This is a genomic window from Micromonospora sp. NPDC047074 (assembly GCF_040643815.1).
GTDB lineage: Bacteria > Actinomycetota > Actinomycetes > Mycobacteriales > Micromonosporaceae > Micromonospora.
This window is the reverse complement of the sequence record NZ_JBEYVB010000013.1, coordinates 118294-141683: the sequence shown is the minus strand read 5'-3', so window position 1 is coordinate 141683 and position 23390 is coordinate 118294. Positions and strand designations below refer to the sequence as shown.

Annotated in this window: 21 protein-coding genes; 17 read left to right on the top strand and 4 right to left on the bottom strand. The window is 73.3% G+C overall.

Annotated elements, in window-relative coordinates:
• Nucleotides 1-56 precede the first annotated feature (56 nt).
• Genes ABZ809_RS18605 through ABZ809_RS18590 form a run of 4 tightly spaced genes read left to right on the top strand, consistent with a single transcriptional unit; the run spans nt 57 to nt 4150 of the window.
• Nucleotides 57-1637: a phenylacetate--CoA ligase family protein gene (locus ABZ809_RS18605; RefSeq protein ID WP_357563746.1), complete on the top strand. Its 1581-nt coding sequence runs from the start codon at nt 57-59 to the stop codon at nt 1635-1637.
• Between the two features lie 3 nt (nt 1638-1640).
• The gene (locus ABZ809_RS18600) at nt 1641-2081 is read left to right on the top strand and encodes a DUF4188 domain-containing protein (RefSeq protein ID WP_357563745.1); all 441 of its coding nucleotides are present in this window, start codon (nt 1641-1643) and stop codon (nt 2079-2081) included.
• The gene (locus ABZ809_RS18595) at nt 2078-3172 is read left to right on the top strand and encodes a GNAT family N-acetyltransferase (protein WP_357563744.1); all 1095 of its coding nucleotides are present in this window, start codon (nt 2078-2080) and stop codon (nt 3170-3172) included. Before ABZ809_RS18600 ends, ABZ809_RS18595 begins: the two co-directional genes overlap by 4 nt.
• Nucleotides 3173-4150 carry a nitroreductase gene (locus ABZ809_RS18590; RefSeq protein ID WP_357563743.1) on the top strand — a complete coding sequence of 326 codons (978 nt, stop codon included), beginning with the start codon at nt 3173-3175 and terminating at the stop codon, nt 4148-4150.
• 41 nt (nt 4151-4191) lie between these two features.
• Here the strand turns inward: ABZ809_RS18590 and ABZ809_RS18585 are convergent, their stop codons facing one another.
• A complete protein-coding gene (locus ABZ809_RS18585) occupies nt 4192-6423 on the bottom strand; it encodes an EAL domain-containing protein (RefSeq protein ID WP_357563742.1) in 2232 nt (743 codons plus the stop codon).
• Between the two features lie 308 nt (nt 6424-6731).
• Here ABZ809_RS18585 and ABZ809_RS18580 point away from each other — a divergent pair, with 308 nt between their 5' ends.
• The 4 genes from ABZ809_RS18580 to pdxY all read left to right on the top strand — a co-directional run bounded on the left by ABZ809_RS18580 (nt 6732) and on the right by pdxY (nt 11317).
• Entirely contained in the window at nt 6732-8600 is a 1869-nt protein-coding gene (locus ABZ809_RS18580) for an ABC transporter ATP-binding protein (RefSeq protein ID WP_357563741.1), read from the top strand.
• Nucleotides 8601-8720: 120 nt separating this feature from the next.
• Nucleotides 8721-9227 carry a hypothetical protein gene (locus ABZ809_RS18575; RefSeq protein ID WP_357563740.1) on the top strand — a complete coding sequence of 169 codons (507 nt, stop codon included), beginning with the start codon at nt 8721-8723 and terminating at the stop codon, nt 9225-9227.
• A 104-nt stretch (nt 9228-9331) separates the two neighbouring features.
• On the top strand, nt 9332-10129 hold the full coding sequence (locus tag ABZ809_RS18570; protein WP_357563739.1) for a phosphotransferase: 798 nt from the start codon (nt 9332-9334) through the stop codon (nt 10127-10129).
• 336 nt (nt 10130-10465) lie between these two features.
• A complete protein-coding gene (gene pdxY, locus ABZ809_RS18565) occupies nt 10466-11317 on the top strand; it encodes a pyridoxal kinase PdxY (protein ID WP_357563738.1) in 852 nt (283 codons plus the stop codon).
• A 165-nt stretch (nt 11318-11482) separates the two neighbouring features.
• On the opposite strand, the gene ABZ809_RS18560 is transcribed toward pdxY, so the two are convergent.
• The 3 genes from ABZ809_RS18560 to ABZ809_RS18550 are packed head-to-tail and all read right to left on the bottom strand — an operon-like array spanning nt 11483 to nt 14282.
• On the bottom strand, nt 11483-12979 hold the full coding sequence (locus ABZ809_RS18560) for an FAD-dependent oxidoreductase (RefSeq protein ID WP_357563737.1): 1497 nt from the start codon (nt 12977-12979) through the stop codon (nt 11483-11485).
• The gene (locus ABZ809_RS18555) at nt 12976-13800 is read right to left on the bottom strand and encodes an alpha/beta fold hydrolase (RefSeq protein ID WP_357563736.1); all 825 of its coding nucleotides are present in this window, start codon (nt 13798-13800) and stop codon (nt 12976-12978) included. Before ABZ809_RS18555 ends, ABZ809_RS18560 begins: the two co-directional genes overlap by 4 nt.
• Nucleotides 13797-14282: a peroxiredoxin gene (locus ABZ809_RS18550; protein WP_357563735.1), complete on the bottom strand. Its 486-nt coding sequence runs from the start codon at nt 14280-14282 to the stop codon at nt 13797-13799. Before ABZ809_RS18550 ends, ABZ809_RS18555 begins: the two co-directional genes overlap by 4 nt.
• A gap of 115 nt (nt 14283-14397) precedes the next feature.
• On the opposite strand from ABZ809_RS18550, the gene ABZ809_RS18545 reads away from it, so the two are divergent.
• The 9 genes from ABZ809_RS18545 (at nt 14398) to ABZ809_RS18505 (ending at nt 23322) form a co-directional block, all read left to right on the top strand.
• Nucleotides 14398-15294 (top strand): VOC family protein, encoded by an 897-nt coding sequence (locus tag ABZ809_RS18545; protein ID WP_357563734.1) that lies wholly within the window; start codon nt 14398-14400, stop codon nt 15292-15294.
• A gap of 102 nt (nt 15295-15396) precedes the next feature.
• Nucleotides 15397-16935 (top strand): ABC transporter substrate-binding protein, encoded by a 1539-nt coding sequence (locus ABZ809_RS18540; protein ID WP_357563733.1) that lies wholly within the window; start codon nt 15397-15399, stop codon nt 16933-16935.
• Between the two features lie 118 nt (nt 16936-17053).
• The gene (locus tag ABZ809_RS18535; protein ID WP_357563732.1) at nt 17054-18049 is read left to right on the top strand and encodes an ABC transporter permease; all 996 of its coding nucleotides are present in this window, start codon (nt 17054-17056) and stop codon (nt 18047-18049) included.
• The gene (locus ABZ809_RS18530) at nt 18046-18966 is read left to right on the top strand and encodes an ABC transporter permease (RefSeq protein WP_357563731.1); all 921 of its coding nucleotides are present in this window, start codon (nt 18046-18048) and stop codon (nt 18964-18966) included. Before ABZ809_RS18535 ends, ABZ809_RS18530 begins: the two co-directional genes overlap by 4 nt.
• On the top strand, nt 18963-19955 hold the full coding sequence (locus ABZ809_RS18525; RefSeq protein WP_357563730.1) for an ABC transporter ATP-binding protein: 993 nt from the start codon (nt 18963-18965) through the stop codon (nt 19953-19955). The genes ABZ809_RS18530 and ABZ809_RS18525 overlap by 4 nt, the downstream gene beginning before the upstream one ends.
• Entirely contained in the window at nt 19952-21001 is a 1050-nt protein-coding gene (locus ABZ809_RS18520; RefSeq protein WP_357563729.1) for an ABC transporter ATP-binding protein, read from the top strand. Before ABZ809_RS18525 ends, ABZ809_RS18520 begins: the two co-directional genes overlap by 4 nt.
• Nucleotides 20998-21840, top strand: a complete 843-nt coding sequence (locus ABZ809_RS18515) for a DUF4437 domain-containing protein (RefSeq protein ID WP_357563728.1) — start codon at nt 20998-21000, stop codon at nt 21838-21840. The genes ABZ809_RS18520 and ABZ809_RS18515 overlap by 4 nt, the downstream gene beginning before the upstream one ends.
• A gap of 80 nt (nt 21841-21920) precedes the next feature.
• Entirely contained in the window at nt 21921-23021 is a 1101-nt protein-coding gene (locus tag ABZ809_RS18510) for a class I SAM-dependent methyltransferase (RefSeq protein ID WP_357563727.1), read from the top strand.
• Complete coding sequence (locus ABZ809_RS18505; protein ID WP_357563726.1) at nt 23014-23322, top strand: hypothetical protein; 309 nt, start codon at nt 23014-23016, stop codon at nt 23320-23322. Before ABZ809_RS18510 ends, ABZ809_RS18505 begins: the two co-directional genes overlap by 8 nt.
• Nucleotides 23323-23390 lie beyond the last annotated feature (68 nt).

The following is a 23390-nucleotide window of genomic DNA, read 5'->3' as shown; positions in this document are numbered from 1 at the left end:
ACCGGGTCGGTGCGACAGCTCAGGCGTCCCCGGCCGCGCCCGCCGAGGATACTGACATGGCCGAGACGCTGCGTCGATACTCCGATCCGTCCCCCCTCGTGTCACACCGCCTGACGGCCGGCGAGAGCTGGCGCCGGGCCCGCCTGACGATCCTCGTTCGCGTGGTCGCGGCTGCGGTCCGGCTCGCCGGTCGTAACCGGGCGGCGTGGCGGTGGCTGGCCCGGCGGCACCACCCGGTGCTGGACCTGCTCGCGGCGGCGAACGCGCGGGCGGGTTGCGCGCTCGCCGCGCTGGACGTCCCGGCGTACCGTGCCTTCCTGCGTGCCCGGCCGGCCGGGCGCCGCCGCCGGCTGCGCGACTTCCCGGAGACCGACAAGGTCGGCTACGTCGTTCCCTTCGACTCCGCCCGGCGCTGCTGGGGCGGGCGGCTGCCGGAGCGGGGCGTGGTGGTCGACGAGTCGGCCGGCTCGTCGGGACGGCCCTTCAACTGGCCGCGCGGGGAGCGGGAACTGCGCGCGGTGCACCGCGACATCGCCGGCTACACCAGCCTGGTCTTCCCGATGCGCCGCCCGTTCGTCATCAACGCCTACTCGATGGGTGCCTGGGCGACCGGTACGACGACCGGCGCCGCGATGGCCCGGATCGCGGTGGTCAAGAACACCGGCCCGGACCTCGGCAAGATCGTCGACACGCTCCGGGAGTTCGGCCCGGACTTCGACTACCTGGTGACCGCGTACCCGCCGTTCCTGAAGCACCTGCGGGACCGGCTCGACGCCGAGGGCTTCGACTGGTCGCGCCACCGGATCTTCGCCAGCTGCGGGGGAGAGGGGATGACGGAGGCGTTGCGCGGCTACCTGGAGGAGCGGTTCCTCCGGGTCCGGTCGGCGTACGGCGCCTCGGACCTGACCATCGGCATCGGCGCGGAGACCCGGTTCACGGTGTGGTTGCGGCGGCGCCTGCGTACGGACGCCGAACTGCGGGCGGCACTGCTCGGTGCGGACGAGCAGCGGCTGCCGATGGTGTTCCAGTACAACCCGCTGACCACCTACCTGGAGACCAACGAGCGCCGGGAACTGCTCTGCACGATCACCGGTCCCGACGTCCTGCAGCCCCGGCTGCGGTACAACGTCGGCGACGAGGCGCTGCTCGTCACCCACCGGCGGATCCTCGACCTGGTCCGGAGCGACCCGCGGCGCTGGGCCGAGTGCCGCGCGGCGCTGGCCAGCGAGCGGATGACCCTGCCGGTGCTGCTGCTGTTCGGCCGGCGGGACTCGACGGTGTCGTACCTGGGCGCCAACCTCTATCCGCAGGACGTGGAGTACGGCCTCTACACCGGCAATCCGTACGCCGCCGAGATCAGCCGGTTCTGCCTGGCGCTGACCGAGGACGCCGCGCTGGAGACCCGGCCGGTGATCCACCTCGAACTGCGCCGCCCGCTGTCCGCGCCGGAGCGCGAGGCACTCGCCACGGCCTGCCGGACCGGGGTGCGCCAGCACCTCGTGGCGGTCTCCCGTGACTTCGCGCAGTCGCTGACCGAGGACCCGACCGCCGGTGACCTCCGCGTCGAGCTGCACGAACCGGACGCCGGCCCGTTCGCCGGACAGCAGAAGATCAAAAACGTCTACCTGGTGGGCTGAGCGATGCGTACCCGTGACTTCTCCCGTGCCCCGGCGCGCGCCCAGGCCGGCGCCATGTTCTTCGGCGCCACCCGCTACCGGAGCCCGCTGGCGATCCTGCGGCTCCTGCCGGCCTGGCGGCGGATGGTCCGTGACATGCGCCGCATGTCCGGATACCGCTGGCACCGGATCTACTGGGAGTTCCCGTTCACCCTCGGCACCGTCGCGTTCTTCAGCGACCGGGAGGCCCTGCTGCGCTTCGCCCGGTCCCGGCACCACCGCAAGCTGATGATCTGGCTCACCGACGGCGACCGCCACGCGACCGCCGGCTTCATCCGGATCTTCACGGCCGAACCCGACGGCTACTCCAACGGGGTGTGGCGGGCCGAGTCCACCGAGATGGGGCACATCCCGACGTTCACCCCGCTGGGCTCGGAGACGGTCGGACCGGCGGTGCGGCGATGACCGCCACCGCCACGAGCGGCTTCGAGCGGGTCGTCGACCGGCGCGGCCTGCGGGAGTTCCTCGCGCTCACCGACCGGGTGTACGCCGACGAGCCGCGCTTCGTGCCGCCGACGCGCCAGCAGGTACGACGCTGGTGGCGCGACGGGGTGGCGATGTACCTGCTCCGGGACGGCGCCACCGGCGCGGTCGTGGGCCGGACCACCCTGCACACCGATGCCGCCCTCGACGCCCGGCTCGGCCGCCGCTGTCAGCTCTTCGGGCTCACCGAGTTCACCGACGCGGCGGCGCGACCGCTGTTCGAGGCGATCACCGCCGCCGCCCGCGCCACCGGCGACCGGGACGTGCTCTTCGGCCCGGTGGCGTTGCTGCCCAACCAGGCGGGCGGGGTCATCACCTCCGGGTACGCCGACCGGGGCTTCATCGACAGTGCCTGGAACCCGCCCCGGTACGTGACCGCCTACGAGGCGTACGGATTCCGCCGCCGCTTCGAGTCGGACACCTGGATCTGCCCGGTCTCGGAAGGGGACGAGGCTCCGCGCCGCACCGAACCCGACGGCGCGGAGCTGGTGGTGCACCGGGGCGACGTACGCCGCCTCGCCGCGCAGCTCGACCTGCTGCGCGACATGCTGAACGCGTCGTTCGCCCAGCTCGGCTACTACACCGAGATCTCCGCCGCGCAGCTGCGCCGGCAGACCGACGGGCTCGCGTACCTGCTGGACGAGTCGCTGCTGCTCTACCTGACCAGGGCGGGGCAGCCGGTGGCGTTCGTGCTGTGCGTGCCGGACATCAGCGAGTTCGTGGTCCGGGTGCGGGGCGACCTCAACCTGGTCAACCAGCTCCGGCTGCTTGCGGTCCGCCGCCGCTACCGGCGCGAGGCGGTGCTGATCGTCAAGGGTGTGCTGCCCGAGCACCAGGGACGCGGTTACCAGCGGCTGCTCTCCGCCGCGCTGCGCCGCAACCTGCACGCCGGCGGGTACACCACGCTGCGCAGCACCTACGTCGGGCGGGACAACCCGGCCTCGGCCGCGCAGTACACGGCGCTGGGCGGCCGGCCGCTGCACGGGTACACCTTCTACGAGAAGGCGCTGTAGATGGACCTCGCGGCGTTCCGCGCGCTGGAGCCGCTCTGCTGGCGGGCGCCGAGCGCGCACAACACCCAACCGTGGCGGCTCGACCACCGGCCCGGGGCGATCCGGGTCGGCTGGGAACCGGCGTACGCGCTGCCGGCGGCCGATCCCTCCGGGCGGGACCTGCGGCTGTCCCTGGGCGCGTTCGTCGAGACCTGCCTGATCGTCGCGGCCGACGCCGGGCTGCGGATCGGGTTCGTCGCGGACCACTGCACGGCCGACCGCCGGGTGGGCTGGCTGCGGGCGTCCCCGCACCGCTACGACACCCCGTTCGGCGCGGCGCAGGTCCGCTCCCGGCGCACCCACCGGGGCCGGTTCTCGGCCGGCCCGGGCGCCGGGGTGCTCGCGGCCGTCGACGCCGCCGCGCGGGCGAGCGGTGGGGCCGTCCGGGTCGTACCGGACGTGGGCCTGGCCCGCCTGGTGCGGACCGCCGACCGGTGGACGTACGCCGATCCCGCCGTGGTCGGCGAGCTGCGGTCGTGGCTGCGGCTCACCCCGGCGCACCCGGACTACGACGCCGACGGGCTCACCGACCGCTGCCTCGGTCTGTCCCGGCGCGAGGCGGTGGCCCTGCGGGCGGCGCTGGCCGCGTACCCGGTCCTGCGCGGCCTGGGCCTGCCCCGCCTCCTCGCGGCGGCGTCCGGCAACCCGCTCGCCCTCGGCGGCGCCGTGACCGTCCTGATCGGACCGCCCGGGGCGGACGACGCGACGCAGGTCGAGTTCGGCCGGGTGCTCGCGCGCACCTGGCTGACCCTGCACGCGGCCGGGCTGGCGGCGCATCCGCTGAGCCAGCTCGTCGACGCGCCCGTCACCCGGGCGGCCCTGGGCGCATCGCTGGGCGTGGCGCCGGAGCGTCTGCTCCACGTCGCCCGGGTCGGCCGGCCGGCGGGCCCCGCGGCGCCCTCGGCGCGCCGGACCGGTGGTGACGGCGGTGGTCCCTGACCCTCCGGCCGGCGCCACCGATCCGCAGCGACCCGTCCTCGTCAGGAGTCGCGGTCGGCCAGCGCCGCGTGCAGCCGCGCCAGGTCACCGGGGTGGCCGTACCGGTAGCCCTGGCCGTGCACGCAGCCGATGGCGGTGACCGCCGCGTGCTGCCGTTCGGTCTCCACCCCCTCGGCCACCACCGACAGCTCGAACGCCCCGGCCAGCTTGGTCACCATCTCCACGGTCGCGTACGCCCGGGCGTCGTCGCCGAGCCGCGCCACGAACGACCGGTCGATCTTCAGCTCGGTCGCCGGGATCCGGTGCAGGTAACTCAGCGCCGAGTAGCCCGTGCCGAAGTCGTCGATGGCGATCCGGACGCCCAGCTCGCGCAGTTGGCGCAGCCGGTCCAGCACCGCCTCGCTGCCCTCGATGAGCGCCGACTCGGTCAGCTCCAGGGTGAGCGTGCTGGGGGTCAGGCCGGCGGTGGACGTCGCGGCGGCCACCGTGGCGATCAGGTCGGGCCGGCGCAGGTGCGCGGCGGCGATGTTCACCGACACGGAGGTCGCCGGCATCCGGTCCCGCCAGGTCGCCGCCGCCCGGCACGCCTCCTGGATCACCCACCGGTCGATCGGCACGATCAGCCCGGTCTCCTCGGCCAGTGGCAGGAACCGGTCGGGGCTCAGCGTCCCGAGGCGGGGGTGTCGCCAGCGCACCAACGCCTCCGCGCTCGTCACCGCCCCGGTGGCGAGGTCCACGATCGGCTGGAACTCCAGGCGCAGTTGCCCCTCGTCGACCGCGCGACGCAGGTCCGCGATCAGCTCCGCCCGGCTCACCGCCGACTCGCGCAGGGCGGGGGTGCAGCTACGGTAGGCGGCCTTGCCGGCGGCCTTGGCCGCGTACATGGCGATGTCGGCGTCGCGCAGCAGGTCGGTGTGCGAGGCGTGCTGCGGGCCGTACTCGGCGATGCCGATGCTCGCCGAGACGTGCACCCCGACCTCGTCCCGGCCGGGGGACGGGCGCAGCGCGACGAGCAGCCGGCGGGCCAACGCCTCCGGCGACACGGCCCGCTCACGGTCGACGAGGACGGCGAACTCGTCCCCGCCGAGCCGCGCCACCGTGCCGTCGCCGTTCACCGCCGTGCGCATCCGCTCCGCGATGCCGGTCAGCACCAGGTCGCCGGTGGCGTGCCCGAACCGGTCGTTGACCTGCTTGAACCCGTCCAGGTCGAGCAGCAGGACGGCGACGGGCCGGCTGCCGGACAGGGCCGCGCGCAGCCGCCGGGTGAACATGAGCCGGTTGGGCAGGCCGGTGAGCTGGTCGGTGTAGGCGAGCCGGCGCAGCCGGACCACCAGGCGCAGGTTCTCGTTGGCGGCGAGCCCGTGCCGCACCGCCAGCGCGGCGAGCAGGGCCATCATTCCCATGAAGACGAGCTGCGGAATCTGCCCGGTGGGACGGTGGGCCAGCACCACGGCGGCGACGGCCCCGACGACCGGCAGGTACGGCAGCGCCACCCGCCACCATGGGGGCAGGGGCGTCTCGGCCGCGTCGTCGGTGTCGTCGCGGACGGGTGGCGGCGGGCACCGGGTGGCGGCGGCGACCAGCAGGTAGCTCAGCGGCCAGCAGACGTCGATCGGGTGGCCGGCGGCGTAGTCGCCGCGGGCGGCGAGGGAGACGTACCCGACGTCGGCCACCGCGCGCAGGGTCAGGCTCGCGCCGATGAACGTCATCGCCCGCCACCGGGGGCGGTGCGGCCCGATCGTCGCGACCAGGATGGTCAGCTGCACCAGGTCGAGCATCGGGTAGAGCTGCCCGAAGGCGCGCAGCGGATCGGCGAGGTCGGCGGCGGCGACACCCCGGAACACCAGCACCCAGCCGATGGGGATCATGGCCAGTCCGACGATGAGCCCGTCGAGGAGCGTGCGTGCCCGCCCCACGGCGGTGCGCGGCGCGGCGGCCGAGCAGAGCAGGGCGGCGGCACCGGTGAAGATGCCGGCGACGAAGGTCGCGCCGACCAGCGGAGTGTGGGGCAGGCCGCCGCCGGTGAGCCGGTCGACCGTCCACACCGTACGGCCGAGGGCGGCCAGGCCCATGGTGACCGCCAGCAGGATCCAGAACAGGCGCACCGACCGGGGCTGCCGGCGAGCCGCGGTCGCGCAGGAGTACGCCGCGAGGCCGGCGACGAGCAGCCCGCCGAGATCGCTGACGAGGGCGGCCGCGGGCAGCGCCGCCACCAGCCAGGCCGCCTCGACCAGGACCAGGCCGGCGGCGAGGGGCAGGACGAGGCGGGTCACCCCGCCGACCGGGGACCGCCCGCCGCCCCCGGAAGCCGGCACCCCGGCCGGGGGGAGGGGTGGGTCGGGCGGTGCGGGTCGGGCCGGTGCGGGCATCGCCCCGGCGGCCTGCGCGACGTCTCCTGGTGACACGGCGAACGCTCCGGCTTCCTCGGTCACCCTCGACGGCGGGGAGGGGCTCCACAAACCCCGAAAGCCTAGCCAGGGCGGGATTCCGCCGCCAGAGCCAAAATGAGCCTGGAACCGGTCATCCCGGTTGCGACGTGTCACCTTGACCTGAACCTTCGTGCAGGTTCTAGGTTCGCGTCATGAGCATGGAAGTCACTGCGTGGATGTCCCTGCACCACGCGATGAATCAACGTGACCAACGGCCCTTCTCCAGGGCGACCCTCCGGCGGATCGGCTCCTTCGCCCGCCCGCACCGTCGCCTGCTCGCGTGGTTCCTGGTGTGCGCCGTCGTGGCCGCCGTGCTGACCGTGGCCGCGCCGGTGCTGGCGGGGCGGGTGGTCAGCGCCATCGTCTCCGGCACCGACACGTCGACGGTGGTGTGGCTGGCCGTGGCGATCGCCCTGATCGCGCTCGCCGAGGCCGGGCTGGGCCTGCTCACCCGCTACCAGTCGGCCCGGATCGGCGAGGGGCTGATCGTCGACCTGCGGACCACCGTCTTCGACCACGTGCAGCGGATGCCTGTCGCGTTCTTCACCCGGACCCGTACCGGCGCCCTGGTCTCCCGGCTCAACAACGACGTGATCGGGGCGCAGCAGGCGTTCAGCGACACGCTGTCCGGCGTGGTCGGCAACGCGGTGACGCTGCTCCTCACGCTCGCGGTGATGCTGACCTTCTCCTGGCAGATCACCCTGCTGGCGTTGGTGCTGCTGCCCGTCTTCGTGCTGCCCGCCCGGGGGATGGGCCGCCGGCTGGCCCGGCTCGAACGGGAGGCGGCCGATCTCAACGCGGCGATGAGCACCCGGATGACCGAGAAGTTCTCCGCACCCGGCGCCACCCTGGTCAAGCTCTACGGGCGTCCGGCGGAGGAGTCCGCCGAGTTCGCCGTCCGCGCGCGGCGCGTGCGTGACATCGGCGTCCGTACCGCCATGCTGCAGACGGTCTTCATCACGGCCCTCACGGTGGTGGGCTCCCTCGCGCTCGCCCTGGTGTACGGCCTGGGCGGCGTGTACACCATCCGTGGGCAGCTCGACGCGGGCGCGGTCGTCGCGCTCGCCCTGCTGCTGTCCCGCCTGTACGCGCCGCTGACCTCGCTCGCCAGCGCCCGGGTGGAGGTCATGAGCGCCCTGGTCAGCTTCGAACGGGTCTTCGAGATCCTGGATCTCAAGCCGATGATCGAGGACAGGCCGGACGCCCGGCCGCTGCCGGACGGGCCGGTCGCGGTCGAGTTCGACGACGTCCGCTTCGGTTACCCGTCGGCGCGGCAGGTGTCCCTGGCCTCGCTGGAGGACGTGGCGAAACTCGACAGCCGGGGCGGCGAGGAGGTGCTGCACGGGATCTCGTTCCGGGCCGAGCCCGGGCAGCTGGTCGCCCTGGTCGGCTCGTCGGGCGCGGGCAAGTCCACCATCGCCCAGTTGTTGCCCCGGCTGTACGACGTGGAGAAGGGCGCCGTCCGGCTCTCCGGTCGCGACGTCCGCGACCTGACCGGCGACTCGATCCGGGAGGCCGTGGGCGTGGTCACCCAGGACGGGCACCTGCTGCACGACACGATCCGCGCCAACCTGCTCTACGCCCGGCCGGACGCGAGCGAGGACGAGCTGTGGGACGTGTTGCGCCGGGCACGGCTGGCCGACCTGGTCCGTTCGCTGCCCGACGGCCTGGAGACGGTCGTCGGCGAGCGGGGGTACCGCCTCTCCGGCGGCGAACGCCAGCGGCTCACCATCGCCCGGCTGCTGCTCTCGCGCCCACGCGTGGTGATCCTCGACGAGGCCACCGCGCACCTCGACTCGACCTCCGAGGCGGGCGTGCAGGGGGCGCTCGACGAGGCGCTGGCCGGCCGGACCAGCGTGGTCATCGCGCACCGGCTGTCCACGATCCGCGCCGCCGACCAGATCCTGGTGCTGGAGGAGGGCCGGATCGTGGAGCGGGGCCGCCACCCCGACCTGCTGGCGCGCGACGGCCGGTACGCCGAGCTGTACCGCACCCAGTTCGACGAGCCGGTGCCGGCCTGACCCGGACTGGCCGATCGGCCACCGTGTCGGTCGGGATGGTGACGACAAGCTTGCCCTGTGTAACCAGACGGTCGAGGGTCGAGCCCGTATTCACATTCCACCGTGCGCCCGAGGAGTCCCATGCAGCCGTTCGACCTGACCAGTGGCGACCAGATCCTCAACCAGAACTCGCTGGCGAACAACGTCAGCGGACTGAACCTGTCCGTACGCACGGATCTCGGCAACCGCGTGGAGGCGTGGCGGGCCGGGCCGACCGTGACCGGCGACCAGCGGTTCTTCTGTCACGGCTACTCGCTGGGCACCTTCGGCGCGCACAAGTACACCGTGTGGGGTCAGCACCTGCCCCGGGTGCTGGCCGACGAGTACCAGACGCTCGGGCGGGTCGACAACGCGCGCAACGTCGCGGCCCGGGACATCCTGGTCTGGTGGCTGGGCGGCACGGACGCGTACCACTCCGCGGTGGTGGAACAGCCGGTGACCCTGCCCACCGGGGCCCTGGACCTCGCGCAGACGAGGGTCAGCTCGAAGACCGGCACGGGTCCGCTGTGGATCGGCATCCTGGCGGACGACGTGAAGAAGCAGTACAAGCCGGCGGCGTACGTCGAGGTGTACCGCCGCAACGAGTGAGCCCGGGAGCGGGGCGGCCGGCGGCCGGCCGCCCCCGACCTCCGGCGACGCCGCCCCGCACGGTGCGCATAATCGACTCGGACGGACGTCGAGCGGGGATCGGTGTGGAAGAGCTGTTGCCGGGCGGTGGCGTCAACGAGGTGGTACGGGTGGGCGACACCGTCCGGCGGCCGACGGGGCCGTGGTCGCCCCGGGTGCACGCGCTGCTGCGCGAGCTGCGGTCCGGTGGGCTGACGGCCACACCGGACTTCCTCGGCGTCGACGACCAGGGCCGGGAGATTCTCACCTTCATGCCCGGTGACGTCGGCAACTACCCCCTCGCGCCGGCGGTCAGCTCGGAGACCGCCCTGGTCACCGCCGCCCGCCTGCTGCGCCGCTACCACGACGCGACCGTGGACTTCGCCCGGCGCCACCGCGACGGCTGGCAGGTGCCCGCGCGCGAGCCGGTCGAGGTGATCTGCCACAACGACTTCGCCCCGTACAACTGCGTGCTCGCCGGGGACGAGGTCGTCGGCCTGATCGACTTCGACTTCGCCCATCCCGGGCCGAGATCCTGGGACGTCGCCAACGGGCTGTACCGGTTCGCGCCGATGACCGACGACACCAACCCCGACGGCTTCGGCACGCCGGCCGGCCAGGCGCGCCGGGCGCGACTCTTCTGCGACGCCTACGGCCTGCCCGACCGGTCCGGGCTGGTCGACCTGGTCGTCGCGAGGCTGCACGCCGTCGTCGACCTCATGCACGCCCGGGCGGCCGCCGGGGACGCCGCCTTCGCCGGGCACGTCGCGCACGGCCACGACCGGCTCTATCTGCGCGACGCCGAGCACATCGCCCGGCACCGCGACGTGTTCGAGGCCGCCCTGGGGAGCAGCGACGGGGGAGGGGCCGCGCCGAGCCGGTGAGTGAGTAGGGATTTCCCGGATTCCACGACGCGGCCGGCGGCCTACGGTGATGAGGTGCGTCGCCCGCCCGGCTCGGGCCCCGTCGCCCCGCTCCGAGGCGCCGCTGTGACGGGTCGCCTCCGTGCCACAGGGAGATCCGATGATGCCAGGACCTGCTCGTCGTGCTCGCACCGCTGCGGCCTCCGCGATCACGCGGCGGCCGCCGCTCGCAGACCAGGCCGGACGTGCCGCTGTGCGTCGGTGGGTGACACCCGTCGCCGCCCGGCCGGAGTGGGCCAGCCGACAGAATCGGCGGGCTGCGCGTGTGGCACCGGCGGGAACCGCCATGATGAGCCGGTGAAGATCCTGTCCATCCAGTCCTCGGTCGCCTACGGCCACGTCGGCAACTCGGCGGCCGTCTTCCCTCTCCAGCGGCTCGGGCACGAGGTCTGGCCGGTGCTCACGGTCCACTTCTCCAACCACACGGGGTACGGCGCGTGGCGCGGGCCGCTGCTGGCGCCGGCCGACGTGGCCGAGGTGATCGCGGGCATCGCGGACCGCGGGGTCCTCGGCAGCGCCGACGCGGTGTTGTCGGGCTACCAGGGCGACCCGGCGATGGGCGCGGTGATCCTGGACGCGGTGGACCAGGTCAAGGCGGCCAACCCGGACGCGGTGTACTGCTGTGACCCGGTGATGGGCGACGCCGGCCGCGGGATGTTCGTCCGGCCGGGCATCCCGGAGTACCTGCGGGACGTCGTCGTCCCGCGCGCGGACATCATCACCCCGAACCACTTCGAGCTGGACTTCCTCGCCGGCCGGACGACGACGTCCCTGGCGGAGGTGCTGGCGGCGGTCGACGTGGTGCGCGGGACGGGCCCCCGGCACGTCCTGGTCACCAGCGTGCTGCACGGCGAGGTGCCGGCGGGCTCGCTGGAGGTGGTGGCCGTCTCGGACGAGGGCGCCTGGGCGGTGACCACGCCGCTGCTGCCGATCAACCCGAACGGCGGCGGCGACGTGACCGCGGCGCTGTACCTCGCGCACCTGCGGACGACGGGCTCGCCGGCGACGGCGCTGGAACGGACCATCGCCTCCGTCTTCGCCGTGCTGGAGGCGACCCTCGCGGCGGGCACCCGGGAGATCCAGCTGGTCGCGGCCCAGGACGCGATCGCCCAGCCGCCCGTCAGGTTCGCCGCCCGCCGGCTGCGCTGACCGACTGACTTCCCGCCGGCCGACTGACTTCCGCCGGTTGCGGCCAGACCCCGCCGCCGCCCGGCCCGACCCCGCCGGTCGCGGTCCGGTGCCGGAGCCTGACCGAGCCGGCGTACGGCGCGCCGGGCCGCCCGGATCGGGCGACCCGTCCGCGTCGTCGCCGGGTCAGCGCGCCGGGGCCTGCTGCCGCTGTTCGGCCAGCCGGTCCGCGATCCAGACCCCGAACGTGAGCGCGGGACCGACGCTCATGCCGCCGGCGAAGGCGTCGCCGGAGAACTGGCCCATGCCCAGCAGCTCGCCGATGGCGTGCAGGCCCTCGACCGAAGCGCCGGACGTGGTGACGGGCCGCAGTAGTTCGTCGACCACCGGGCCGCCCCGGGACAGCAGCATCGCACCTGTCGTACGGACCGCGTAGAACGGCGGCTCGGTGAGCGGGTCCGGCCGGTACGTGCGACCAAACGGATCGGGCTGATCGGTGGCGTACCCGGCCAGCGTCCGGGACAGCGCCGCGGGGGGAAGGCCCACCATCCTCGCCAGCTCCGCCACGGAGTCCGCCCGGTGCAGCCAGCGGCCGGCTGCCGCCTCCGCCCGTACCTGCTCGGCGGTCCAGTCGGGGCCGATCGGTGAGCTGGGGGCGTGCCGGAGGGCCGCCTCGTTCCAGATGCCCCACATGGACAGCTCCGGCTGGCGCAGCAGCGCCCGCTCCCGGTGGTCGGGGGAGAGCCCGGTCTCGTCCACGAAGCGTTCGCCGTGCGCGTTGACCCAGATCTCCCAGGGCAGCCGGGCGTTCGCGTCCACGACCAGGCGGGCCCGGGTCAGCGGGAACGCGTAGCCGGGGCTGTCGGGATCCTCGATCATTCCCATGGTCGGCAGGTAGGTGTCCTGCCCCGTCATCGGCACGCCGAGATCCATCAGCATCCGGTGACCGTCGCCGGTGGCGTGTGGCAGGCAGCCCACCAGCGCCTGGGCGTAGCGGGGCTGTAGCTGGGCCAGCAGCTCGCGGGAGGCCGCGTAGCCGCCCGTCGCCATGATGACGGTCGTCGCGGGGACGACCCGTTCGCCGGCCGGGCCGATGGTCCGGATCCCGGTCACCCGGGGCGCGCCGGTGCCGGTCTCGGTGAGGATCTCCACGACCTGTTCACCGGTGCGCACCTCGACGACGGCCCGGTCCAGGTGCGGCAGCAGGGTCTCCAGGATCGCCGCGCCTCCGTTGCGGGGGTGGGCGCCCCAGTAGGTGCGCGCCCTGCCGTACGGCTCGTGACCACGGACGATGGCGGGGCACTCGTCGACGAAGGGGAAGCCGAGCGCGTCGAGCCAGTCCACCGCGGTCGCGGCGTGCTCGGTCGCCAGGCGTACCAGGGGGGCGGTGGCCGTCCCGTGACTGATCCGCAGCACGTCCGCGTAGTGCTCGGCGGGGCTGTCCTGGATGCCCCGCGCCGCCTGCCGGCGGGTGCCGGCGGCGCTGAACGCGCCGCCGGACAGGTGCAGTTGCCCGCCGAGGCGGGCGTTCTTCTCGACCAGGATCGCGGGAACTCCCCGCTGGCTGAGCCGTACCGCGGCGGCCAGCCCGGCGTTGCCGGAGCCCACGATGACGGTCGCGGGCCCGCTCGCCGGGGGTGGGCCGGTGACCGTGGGCGCGGCCTGTCCGGAGCTGCCGGTCATCCCCGGACCACCGCCTGCCACAGGGCCTGGACCTGTGCCACGACGACCGGCGGGTCCTCGGTGAGGACGAAGGCGCCACCGCTGGTCCGCACCGGCTCGACGCCGAGCAGCGCGCCCACCTCGTCGGCGGAGGCGGACAACACGTCCCGCTCCGGCGCGACCAGCAGCGTGGGACGGCTGTCGTCCCTGGCCTCGACGGCGATGCGCTCGAGGTCGCTGCTGAACAGGGCGACGTACCCCTCGTACCAGATGCGCCCGGCGCGGATGCGGTCGGCGAAGGCGTCGAAGACCAGGTCGGGATCGGCGTCAGTGGCGAAGGCCCGCTGGATGAAGCGCCAGACCGCCGCGACGCCCTCGCCCTGCGGGTCGGTCTGTACCGGGTTGAGCCGCTCGAACTTGGCGAACTTCGCCTGCCACGACGGGTAGTGCGGGTAGCCGATGAGCCCGAGGCCGCGGACCTCGGCGGCGTTCCGGGCGGCGATCAGGGCGGCCAGTGCCGCGCCGGTGTGGTGCCCGACGACGACCTTGGGACCGGGGCTGACCTCCTGCGCCGCCGACCAGAGCAGGTCGGCCTGCTCGCCGAGGTCGAGCGGGGCCGGCGTCGAGTCGGACTCGCCCAGGTTGAGCGAGTCCGGTGCGACGCAGTGCAGCGGGGCCAGCCCGCGCATGACGGGCAGCCAGATCCGGCTGGAGGCGGGCACCTGGTGCAGGAACAGCAGGCTGGGCCGGTCCGGGTCGGGTTCTCCGGTGGTCCGCAGGTGCACGTAGCCGGCGGGGGTGCGCACGAGGTGCCGCTGCACCTGCGGGGCGGGGGCGTTCACCGGTCACCCGCCTGGTCCGTCGCACCGGTCAGCTCACGCAGGTCGGCGACGAGCTGGTCACCGTGCCCCGCCGCGTCCGTGACCAGGTAGGCGCGCCGTACGACGCCCTGGGGGTCGATCAGGTAGGTGATCCGGCGCGGCGTGTCGGCGAACCTCTCGTCGGGCGAGCGGAGCACCTGGTAGCTCGTGCCGACGGCCTTCGTCTCGTCGCTCAGCAGGGGAAATTCGATGCCCTCCTGCTCGGCGAAGCGGGCGTTCTCGGTGGGCGGGTCGAACGAGGCGCCGACCACGGCGGCGCCGAGTTCCTCCAGGGGCCCGGTCGCGGGCACCAGTGCCCGGCCCTGCACCGAGCAGACCTCGCTACAGGCGCGGGGATACCACCAGAGCACGAGCCAGCGGCCGGTGAAGTCCGCCAGGGTGCGCACCTCGCCCTGGTGGTCGGGTAGCCGGAAGGGCGGAGCCAGCGTTCCCTCGGTAATCACGTAGCCTCCCACTTCGTTCTGGTCATCCAAACGCCGTTCCTATCACTGGTCTTTCGTTGAGTCGAGACCTGCGGCGAAGATGTCCCTGATGAGAGATTCACGGGAGTGTGTGCTGATGAGCAGCGAACCCTTCTCCGGCGTCACCTTCGGTATCGGGCCGATCTCAGAGGTGACCGTGGTGGTGCCGGACCTGGACCTCGCGGTACGCCGGTACGTCGAGGGTCTTGGCTGGTCGGTACGGTCGGAGGTGGGTTGTTGGGGGCGCGGGAGGGCGCGCCGGTGGGACGCGCCCGGGGCGGCGGAGGCGCGTACGGTCCGGGTCGGTCCGGCTGACGGCGCGGCGGTCGGGGCGGGGGTGTGCCTGGTGGAGTGTCCCGACGTGGCCGTCCCGGTCCCGCTGACGACGTTCGGCTGGTCTGCCCTGGAGGTCTGCGTGCTCGACGCGGAGGCCGCCTGCGACCGGGCGGTCGCGGCCGGCTGGCGGCTGCTGAGGGCGCCGGCGCGGTTGGCCTCCGGGCGGCTCCCGCTGGTCGCCGGGCAGGTGGCGGGGCCGGGCGGCGAGGCGGTGTACCTGACCCAGATCCTCGACGACGTGCCCAACTTCGATCTGCCGCGCGCCCGGCAGCAGGTCGACGGGGTGTTCATCGCGGTGCTGGGCGCGGCGGACCTGGTGGCGACGCGGGCCTACCTGGAGCGCCGGTTCGCGGTCACCCGGGCCAGCGACCGTCAGGGCGCGATCGGCGTGCTGAACCTGGCCTTCGGTCGGCCCAGCGAAACCACGTACCGGCTAAGCACTCTTCAGTTGGACGGCAAGGCGTGTATCGAGATCGATGAGCTGCCGGCGGAGGCGCGGGATCGCCCCCGGTCGGCGGGCGGCCTGCCGGCCGCCGTGGCCGGGGTCAGCGTGGCGGTGGGCGGCGAAGTTCCTGCTGAAGTGGTCAGTCTTCCCGGCGGCGCGCTGCTCGAACTGGTGCCCGCGGGCGAGGCGAAGGATTTGAGCGCTGACCTGTGAAAACCGGGTTACCAAATCTGGTCCACCTCTTGACGAGGTGACGGATGAGGGTCAACCCTGTCTCCAAGAAACAGCGTTCCGTCTGAACGAACAGAGGTTTCCATGCGCAGATGGCGATACGCCGTGCTCGGCGTGGTCACGGTGGCGGCGCTCGTCGGGTGTTCCACCGGTTCGGGAGGGTCGAACACCTCCGCCGGGGCAGGCGCGCCGGGCGGCACGATCAGGGTGGGGGTTTCGAGCCTGCCGCCCGGCCAGGGCAATCCCTTCACGGGCATCGGCGCGCAGAGCGTCTACACCTGGAGCGCCATCTTCGACCCGCTGACCATGGTCGACGCGACCGGTCAGCCGCAGCCGTGGCTGACCACGTCCTGGACGAACGTCGACCAGAAAACCTGGCAGTTCAAGCTGCGCGAGAACGTCAAGTTCTCCAACGGCGAGGTCTTCGACGCCGCCGCGGTCAAGGCCACGGTCGACTACCTGGCGAGCGAGGCCGGCCGGGCCACCGTCGTGGGCGCCGAGCTGAAGATGCTCGAGAGCGCCACCGCCGTGGACGCCCACACGGTCGAGATCAAGACCAACGTCCCCGAGGCCATCCTCCCGGCCAAGCTCTCGGCGATGTACATCGTCGCCCCGAAGGCCTGGGCCGACCTCGGCCCGAAGGGATTCGCCGCGGCACCGGTCGGCACCGGTCCGTTCGCGGTCACCTCCGTCACCGACGAGCGGGTCAAGGCGACCGCCTTCAAGGAGTCGTGGCGGACCCCGCAGGCGGACGGCCTTGAGGTGATCAAGCTGGCGGAGTCGGCGGCCCGACTCCAGGCGTTGCAGTCCAAGCAGATCGATCTCGGCATCGCCCTCTCGCCGGACCAGATCCCGACGATCGAGTCCAGCGGGGCCACCGTGCAGGCCACCCCGGCCCCGCAGGTCATGGCCTTCGGCTTCTTCCAGGCCAACGGCAAGTCGCCGGTGAGCGACCAGCGGGTCCGCCTCGCGCTCAACCACGCGATCGACCGCAACGCCATCGCGGAGAGCCTGCTCGCCGGTCGCGGGCGGGGCGCCACCCAGGGCGCGACGAAGGAGACGTTCGGCTACCACGAGGGGATCGAGGGGTTCAAGTACGACCCGGACCGCGCCCGGGCGCTGCTGGCCGAGGCGGGCCACGCCAACGGCCTGACCCTGAACGCGACGGTCACCGTCGGCTCCTTCCCGGCGGACTCGGAGATCTACCAGGCCGCGGCGGACTACCTCGCCAAGGTCGGGGTGACCCTCAAGCTGGAGACGGTCCAGTTCTCGCAGTGGCTGGAGCGCTACCAGACCAGTTCCTGGACCGGCGACATGTTCAACCAGTCCTGGAACCTCTCGCCCGTGGGCGACGCGATCCGCCCGGCGATGATCTTCTCCTGCAAGAAGAACAACCCGTTCTTCTGCGACGAGAAGCTCAACCCGCTGCTGGACCGGATCAACTCCGAGTTCGACCCGGAGAAGCGCCGCGGCCTCCTGCACGAGCTGGCCGAGGCGAACGCCGCGAACCCGCCGAGCCTGCTCCTGGTGGAACAGGTCGACCTGAACGCGACCTCGTCGAACACCGCCGGCTACGAGATCCAGAGCCGCTTCATCCGCTACGAGAAGCTGACCGTCCAGTGACCGGCCGGCCGGCCGGGCGCGGAACGCGTGGTGGCAGCCGCCGCCCGGCCCGGCCGGCCACCCCCGGTGGCGTGACCTTCGACGGCGGCCGCGCGGCCGAGAAATCCAGGGAGTGAACATGGCAGACGTCGCGGTGCCCGCGACGGCGACGGCGACGCCCGCCGTGGCACCGGCTCGCATGCTGCGCGCCGTGGGCAGGGCACTGGTCACCCGGCTGACCCAGCTGGTGGCGCTCCTGCTGGTCGTCTCCACGGCACTGTTCTTCCTGCTGCGGCTCTCCGGCGACGCGGCCCGGGTCCTCGCCGGCGAGAACGCCAGCCCGGAGACGATCGAGCTGGTCCGGGCCCAGTACGGCCTGGACCGCCCGCTCGTCGTCCAGTACGGCGTCTTCGTCGGCCAGCTGCTCCGGCTCGACTTCGGCACCTCGCTCTACAACGGCCAGGACGCGTTGGCCCTGGTCCTCGAACGGGCCCCGGCGACGCTGCAGATGTCGGCCCTGGCCGTGCTGGTGTCGGCGCTGCTGGCCGTCCCGATCGGCACCTGGCTCGGCGCGCGGTCCGGTGGCCGGGCCCGCAACGTCGTGACCGTGCTGATCAGTTGTGTGCAGGGTGTTCCGGGGTTCGTCACCGGGCTGCTGCTCATCCAGGTGTTCGCGGTCTGGTGGGGGGTGCTGCCCTCGATCGCCGGCTCCGGCTGGACGTCCCTGCCGCTGCCGATCCTGACCCTGACCGCCTTCCTGGTGCCGCAGCTCATCCGGGTCCTCGCCGCCAGCACCGGTGAGGTCATGCGGCAGGACTACGTACGGACCGCGGTGGCGAACGGAGCCGGTCGCGGGACCGTGGTGGCCCGGCACGCGCTGCCGAACGCGCTGCTGGGCGTGACCGCGCTGCTGGGCTCCCAGTTCGCGGCGCTGATGTCCGGCGCGATGCTGACGGAGTTCATCTTCGCCTGGCCCGGGCTGGGCCTGCTGCTGATCAACTCGGTGACCACCCTGGACTTCCCGCTCGTGCAGGCGACGGTCTTCGTCATCGCCGTGCTGGTGTTCCTGGTCAACCTGGCGATGGACATCGTCTTTCAAGTTGTCGATCCGCGACTGCGCCGGAGGGCGGCATGAGTACGCCAGCGATCACGCCCGCCGGGCCGGACGTGGAAACCCCCGAGGTCGCGCCCGCGCCGCGACGGATGTTCCGGTTCGGCGGCGCCCGGCGCGGCGGCGGCCCGGTCACGCTCGGCATCGGCGTCGCCCTGGCGCTCGGGCTGGTCACGGTGGCGCTCGTCGCGCCCCTGCTCAACCTGGCCGACCCGATGCAGACCGACCTGACACGCCGGCTGAACCCGCCGGGCACCCCGGGCCATCTGCTCGGCACCGACCAACTGGGCCGGGACGTGCTCAGCCGGGTGCTCGCCGGGGCCCGGTGGTCGTTGGGCATCGGGTCGACCGCGATGCTGCTCGGCGTCACGATCGGGGTGTCGCTCGGGGTGGCGGCGGCGTGGTCACGCTCGTGGCTACGGACGGTGCTCACCCGCGCCATCGACATCGGGATCTCGTTCCCGTACCTGGTCACCGCCATCACCGTGGTCGCGGTCGTGGGCCGCGGGTTCTGGGCGCTGGCCCTCACCCTCGGGCTGGTCTGCTGGCCGCCGGTAGCCCGCGTGGTGTACGCCGAGACCCTCGGGCTGCGCGAGCGGGAGTACGTGCTGGCCGCCCGGCTGATGGGGGTGCGGGCCGTGTCCACCGTGGCCAACCACGTGCTGCCGGCGCTGCGCCCCACCGTGCAGGTGATGGCGGCCTTCACCTTCGCCGAGATGATGATCTCCGAAAGTGGCCTGTCCTTCCTCGGACTGGGCGCGCCGCTGGGGGAGCCGACCTGGGGGAACGCGTTGTCCGAGAGCCGGTCGTACCTCGCCACCGCGCCGTGGATGATGCTCGCGCCAGCCGGCGCGATCGTGATCGCGGTGCTGGCGGCCAACCTCATCGGGGACGGGCTGACCGCCCGGTCCCGCCGCCGCGGCGAACGGCTCGGCTCGTGAGCGCGCCGGCGACCCACCCGGAGGCGACGGTGGGGACCGAGGTGGTGGCGTCGGTGACGGACCTCAGCGTGGCGTTCCCGGCCGGCGCGGACTGGCGGACCGTGGTCCGCGGCGTGTCGCTGACGGTCCGCCGTGGCGACCGGATCGCCATCGTCGGCGAGTCGGGCTCCGGCAAGACGATGGTCGGGATGAGCCTGCTGGGCATCTCCCCGGAGCAGGCCCGGGTGCGGGGGCAGGTGCTGGTCGACGGCATCGACCCGCAGCGCGGCAGCCCGGCGCAACTGCGCCGGCTCCGCGGCGACGCGGCGGCGATGGTCTTCCAGGATCCGCTCACCTCGCTGAACCCGGTGCGGACCATCGGCGCGCAGCTGACCGAGTCGGTACGACGGCACCAGCGGCTGGGTCGTGCGCAGGCGCGCGTGCGGGTCCTGGAGGCCCTGCACGCGGTGGGTGTGCCGGCCCCGGCCGAACGGCTGGGGGTCTATCCGCACCAGCTCTCCGGTGGCCTGCGCCAGCGGGTGATGATCGCGATGGCGATCCTGAACCGGCCCGCGTTGCTGGTGGCCGACGAGCCGACGACGGCGTTGGACGCGACCATCCAGGCGCAGATCCTCGGGGTGCTGCGGTCCGGCCTGGACGCGGGGGCGTTGCTGCTCATCACGCACGACCTGGCGGTGGCCGCCGAGGTCTGCACCAGCGTCGTGGTGATGTACGCGGGGCAGATCGTGGAACAGGGGCCGATCGCCGAACTGCTGCGCCGGCCGCGGCACCCGTACACCAGGGGCCTCATCGCGGCGGTGCCCACGTTCGACCCGGCGCGGCCGAGCCTGCGGCCCATCCCCGGCACCCCGCCGACCCGGCCCGACCTCGGCGTGGGCTGCCGCTTCGCCGACCGGTGCGCGTACGTCAGCCAACAGTGCCGGGACACCGAGCCGGCGCTGGCCGACGGCGTCGCCTGCTGGCATCCGCGAGAGGAGGCACTCCGATGAACGGGACCGTTGCCGACGGTACCCGGGCCGCTGCCGGCGGACCGGACAGCTCGGCGATCCTGGCGGCGGAGTCGGTAAGCGTGTTCTTTGCCGCCGGCCGGCGGTCGCTGGCCGCGGTGCTCGACGTCTCGCTGGCCGTGCACGCCGGGGAGACCGTCGCGCTGGTCGGCGAGTCCGGGTCGGGCAAGTCGACGCTGGCCCTGGCCCTGATGCGGGCCCGGGAGCTGCGACAGGGCCGGCTGTTGTTCCGGGGACGGGACATCACCCGGCAGCGTGAGTCGCGGCTGGAGGACTACCGCCGGCAGGTCCAGATGGTCTTCCAGGATCCGCACTCCAGCCTGGACCCCCGGATGACGGTGGGCCGCATCCTGGCCGAACCGCTGCGGGCCCACCGGATCGGCGACCACGCACAGCGCGACGAACGGATCAGGCAGCTGCTCGCCGACGTCGGTCTGGGCGAGGACGTGCTGGAACGCCGGCCGGCGCAGTTCTCCGGCGGCCAACGGCAGCGCATCGCCATCGCCCGCGCCCTGGCGCTGGATCCCCGGCTGGTCATCGCCGACGAGCCGGTCTCCGCACTCGACGTCTCGGTGCAGGCCCAGATCGTCCAGTTGCTGCGAGCCTTGCAGCGCGAACACGACATGGCCTACCTGCTGGTGAGCCACGACCTCCCGCTGGTGCACCACCTGGCGACCCGGGTGGCGGTGATGTACCTCGGCCGGATCGTCGAGTCCGGGCCGGTCGACGAGGTCGTCCGCCGCCCCCGGCACCCCTACACGGCGGCCCTGCTGGCCGCCGCGCCCTCGATCGACCGACCGGGCGGGCGCGAGCGGATCGTGCTGACCGGCAGCCCGCCGTCGCCGATGGCCCGCCCGACCGGCTGCGAGTTCCACCCCCGGTGCCCGGTGGCCCGGGACCGGTGCCGCACCGAGGCGCCGGTGTTCGAGATCGTCACGCCAGGCCGCGGCGCGGCCTGCTTCTACCCAGGTGAACTGCCCGGGATCGACGTGTCGTCGACCTCGGCCCGAGCAGAGGAGCACGTGTGAACGACCGTCCCTTCATCGAGTTCGTCCAGGCCCAGCAGTTGGGTTGGGCCGACTCGACCCCCTACCACGACGTCCGGCCGGGAACGGGGATCCGGGTGTTGAGCACCGACGCCGGCTCCGGCGCGGCGAGCCTGCTCGTGCGGTACCCGGCCGGTTGGCAGCGCCCGGTGGCCGAGACGCTCACCGAGGACGAGGAGTTCTTCGTCATCAGCGGTCGGCTCGTCGTCGACGGGCAGGCGTACGACCGGTACGGCTACGGGCACCTGCCGGCCGGCTACTTCCGGTCGGGCATGAGCGCCCCGGACGGCGCCGTGGTGCTGACCTTCTTCGCCGGCCAGCCGGAACACCGGGCGGCCTCCACCCACCACTCGGAGCTGGCCGTGGAGCGCGTCGTCGCGCACATCGACGGCCTCGCCGGCCAGTGGGGCGCGGGGTTCAACCCGAAGTTCCCGCCGGGCGCCGGCCGCAAGTGGCTGCGCCGCGACCCGGTGACCGGCGACGAGACCTGGATCCTCGGCACCATGCCGCTGCGCAACGGCACCCGCCCGGAACGGCACCCGGTGGTCGAGGAGATGTACCTGCTCTCCGGGGAACTGCACGGCCACGTCGGGGTGATGCGGCCGGGCGCGTACTTCTGGCGCCCGCCGGAGGAGTGGCACGGTCCGTTCGGCTCGCTGACCGGCAACGTGATGCTGTTCCGCACCGTCGGCGGTCCGCTCTCCACGGTGTACGACGACACCGAGGTGCCGTTCGCCTGGGACCCGCCGTCGCGGCCCATCCTGCCGCCGGACCTCGCCGCGCTGCCCGCGTACGAGTCCGCCGGCTGTGCCTGTTACTGAGCCTGACCGTTCTGTTCGTGGCCGTGCCGCTGGCGCCGAGCGTCACCGGCGGCCCACCGTCGCATTCGGAGGAGGTGTCCGTGCCGGACATCGAGGATGAACTGGACCTCGACGAGCGCAGCGCTGTCGACTTCGTGGCCGGGCTCCGCCGGGGCTGGGCCAGCACGATCTACCCGGCGATGATCGCGGAGGCCGGCCGGACCGGCGGCGCCTCCGGCAGCCTGGCGCAGGCGACCGAGACGCTGCGCGGGCTGGCGTTGTACCCGTGGTTCTCGCACCTGGAGCGCCAGCAGCAGAAGATGATGTGGCGGGTGATGGGCGACGCGGTGTTGCGTCGGCGCGGCTCGCTGGACCAGCGGTTGCGGGTGGACGGCAGCGCGGGCGGCACGCTGGAGCTGGACGCCGGGCTGGAACTGCCCCGGTGGTACACCGACACCGACATCCACATCCAGCCGGGATCGTTCTTCGCGGACGAGTCCTCCGCCTTCATCTACGAGCTCGGCGCCCGGGTGGTGATGCTCCGGGACAACGACGGCTACAAGTTCCACAAGCTGTTCGCCGAGACCGCCCTGCCCGCGCTGCCCGGCGCGACCCGGGTGGTCGACGTCGGCTGCGGCTTCGGCAAGAGCACCCAGGTGCTGGTGTCGCGGTACCCCGGCGCGGAGGTCGTCGGCGTGGACCTGTCCGCGCCGAACCTGCGGCTGGCGCACCGCCAGGCGGAGGGTCACGGCCACCGGATCCGGTGGCGGCAGGCGGCGTCCTACGACACCGGCCTGGCCAGCGCCAGCGCCGACGTGGTGACCGGCACGATGGTGCTGCACGAGATGCCGCGGGAGGCGATCGAGGCCACGCTGCGGGAGGCGGCGCGGCTGCTGCGGCCGGGCGGCGTGATCCGTTTCCTCGAGTTCTGGCCGACGGGTGACCAGTTGCGCGACGCGACGGTCTACGAGCACGCCGAGCGGAACAACGAACCGTACTTCCGTGACCTGTTCGCCACCGACGCCCCGGCCACGCTGGCGGCGGCCGGTGTGCCGGGGGCCCGGTGGATTCCCTTCGACGAACGGGCGCGGGGGCTGACGCCGGAGGGCCGCGATCCGCGGCCGGAGTGGCATTTCCCGTGGGCGGTGCTGGCGGCGGAGAAGCCGGCCGCCCCGAGCGAGGAGGCGACGCGCGGTGAGTGAGTTCACCTACTTCCCCGACGGTCAGCTCGACCGGATGGCCGGGCTGGTCTGGCAACTGGCCCAGGAGCTGCACGTGACCCGCCAGCGGCTGCTGGCACTGGAGCAGGTGCTGGTGGACAGGGGCGGGCTGCCGGCCGGCGCGGTCGACGGCTACCGCCCGTCCGGCCCGGCCGCGGCCGGGCTGCGCGCCGACGGGGACGCGCTGCTCGAACGGCTCCTGCGCAGCGTCAGTGACAGCGACGACCACCGGTCGCCGCTGCGGGAGCAGTTTCAGGAGCAGCTCGACCGCGCGCGGGTTTGAGCGCGACCGGTCGATGGGTCATCGTTCACACCGGTGCCGCCGGGCGGGTGGGTCCCGTTCCGGCGCCA